Origin of the sequence: Streptomyces sp. NPDC059900, from assembly GCF_050270335.1 — a bacterium.
GTDB lineage: Bacteria > Actinomycetota > Actinomycetes > Streptomycetales > Streptomycetaceae > Streptomyces.
On record NZ_JBNNJZ010000840.1, the window covers coordinates 1 to 2659 of the forward strand.

At 71.3% G+C, this 2659-nt stretch carries 2 protein-coding genes; both read left to right on the forward strand.

What is annotated here, in order from left to right:
• On the forward strand, nucleotides 1-1425 hold a 1425-nt coding region (locus ACQKIP_RS44725), incomplete at its 5' end, for an HAD-IC family P-type ATPase (protein ID WP_427745621.1).
• A gap of 7 nt (nucleotides 1426-1432) precedes the next feature.
• A partial coding sequence (locus tag ACQKIP_RS44730; RefSeq protein ID WP_427745622.1) for a SulP family inorganic anion transporter occupies nucleotides 1433-2659 on the forward strand: 1227 nt, incomplete at its 3' end.

A 2659-nucleotide genomic window follows, 5' to 3' on the forward strand; every position in this document is an offset into this window, starting at 1 on the left:
ACCCTGCCCTTCGACCCGGCGTACAAGCTCATGGCCACCTTCCACCAGGGCCGCGACGCGAACGGCCGGCCGGTCGTGCGCTGCTTCGTCAAAGGAGCGGCGCCCGCCGTCCTCGCGCGCACCACCACCGCCCTGTCCAACGGTGCGCCCATCCCCTTCGACACCGCGCTGCGCAGCCGGGCCGAGAGGGAACTCGAACGGATGGAACAGGCGGGCCGGCGCGTGATGGCCTCCGCCGTCCGCGACATCGACCCGGCCGATTTCACGCCGGAGGGGGATCTCCTGGCCCACGTCGGGGTGTTGTGCGTGACCAGCCTGGTGGGCATGGCCGATCCGCCCCGCACCGAGTCGCGCGAGGCCGTGGCCGCCGCCCGGGCCGCCCATATCCGCGTGCGGATGGTGACCGGCGACGACGTGATCACCGGCGCCGCCATCGCCGGGCAGGTCGGCATCGGGGGCAGCGCGATCCTGGGCGCCGACTTCGCCGCCCTTTCGGAGGACGAACGCCTGGCCCGCATCGACGAGATCGGCGTGGTCGGCCGGGTGGCCCCCGAGCACAAGGTGCTCCTTGCCGAGACCCTGAAGAAGAAGGGCGACGTGGTCGCCATGACGGGCGACGGCGTCAACGACGCCCCGGCGATCAAGGCCGCCGACATCGGCATCGCCATGGGATCGGGCACGGAGGTCGCCAAGAACGCCGGACGGATGATCCTGTCCGACGACAACTTCGCCACGATCGTCCACGCGGTGGAGCAGGGCCGCAAGATCTACGACAACCTCACCAAGTACATCCGCTTCGTCCTGGTGCTGCTCGTCGTGTTCGTCCTCACCTTCCTCGGCGCGGCCCTGTTCGACATCGCCGAGGGCGAGCCGTTCACGCCTGCCCAGGTGCTGTGGATCCACTTCGTGGTCAACGCCGCCTTCGGCTTCTCGCTCGGCTTCGACCGGGTCAGCGCCGGCCTCATGTCCCGCCGCCCGCGGCCCCGCGGGCAGCCCGTGATGACCGGCGGTCTGATGCTGACGGTCGGGCTCACCGGAACGGCCGTGGCGATCGGGCTGCTGACCATGATCCAGCTCGGCGAAGCGCGCTACGACAGCGTCCGCATCGGCAACTCCATCGCCCTCACCTCGTTCGCGCTGTGCCTGATCGTGGCCGCCCTGGAATGCCGCAACCAGACCGCGTCGATACTGACGGCCGACACCTTCGACAGCAAACAGCTGAACTGGACGGTGCTCGGGGAGTTCGCGCTCGCCGTCCTGGTCACCCAGACCGACGCCTTCAACCGGCTCCTGGACACCACGCCGCTGGGCATCGGCCAGTTCGGCTGGGCCCTGCTGCCCGCCCTCGCGCTCCTCGCGCTGTGGGAAGCGGGCAAGTTCGCCGCCCGCCGCCGTCACCGGCCTGCCGTCGCCGGGCAGAGGTGAGCGGCCGGTGCGCGTCGGGACGCCGCCGGGGATCAGGACGCTGCGCACCTACCGCCGGGAGTGGCTGCTCAAGGACCTGATCGCGGGCGTCGTCCTGAGCACGCTCCTGGTGCCGCAGGGCATGGCGTACGCGGAACTGGCCGGGCTGCCGCCCATCACGGGGCTTTACACCTCGGTGCTGTGTCTGCTCGCGTACGCCGTGGCGGGGCCCTCGCGCGTCCTGGTGCTCGGCCCCGACTCGTCGCTGGGCCCGATGATCGCCGCGACGATCCTGCCGCTCCTGGCCGCGGACGGGGACAGCGCACGCGCGATCGCGCTCGCCTCGATGCTCGCCCTGATGGTCGGCGCGATCACGCTCCTCGCGGGGGTGGCACGGCTCGGTTTCGTCGCCGATCTCATCTCCAAGCCCACCATGATCGGCTACATGAACGGTCTGGCCCTGACCATCCTCATCGGGCAGTTGCCGAAGCTGTTCGGCTTCTCGACCGACGCCGACGGGCTCATCCGCGAGGTGGAGGCGTTCGTCCAGGGGGTGGCGGACGGGCAGACGGTGGCGGCGTCCGTCGCGGTCGGCGGCGGCTGCATCCTCCTGATCCTGTTGCTCCAGCGTCTGATGCCGAAGATCCCGGCCGTCCTGGTGATGGTGGTCCTCGCCATCGCCGCGTCCGTCGTCTTCGACCTGGACGAGCACGGGGTGAAGACCGTCGGACGCCTCCCCGAGGGGCTGCCGCCGTTCACCGTCCCGCACATCGGCTGGGACGACCTGGGCCCGCTGTTCGTCGGCGCCCTCGGCATCGCCCTGGTGTCCCTGGCCGACACCATTTCCAACGCCTCCGCCTTCGCCGCCCGCACCGGGCAGGAGGTCCGCGGCAACGACGAGATGATCGCGATCGGCAGCGCGAACGTGGCCGCGGGCCTCTTCCAGGGGTTCCCCGTGAGCACCAGCGGTTCCCGCACCGCCGTGGCCGAGCGGGCCGGGGCCAAGACCCAGCTCACCGGACTCGTCGGCGCGGCGCTGATCCTGCTCATGCTCGTCCTGCTGCCGGGGCTCTTCCGCGATCTGCCGCAGCCCGCGCTCGCCGCCGTGGTCATCACCGCCTCCCTGTCGCTGGCCGACGTCGCGGGCACCATGCGGCTGTGGCGGCAGCGCAAGGCGGAGTTCTGGCTGTCCGTCGCGGCCCTGCTCGGGGTGGCTCTGCTCGGAGTGCTGCCGGGGATCGGCGTGGCGGTGGGC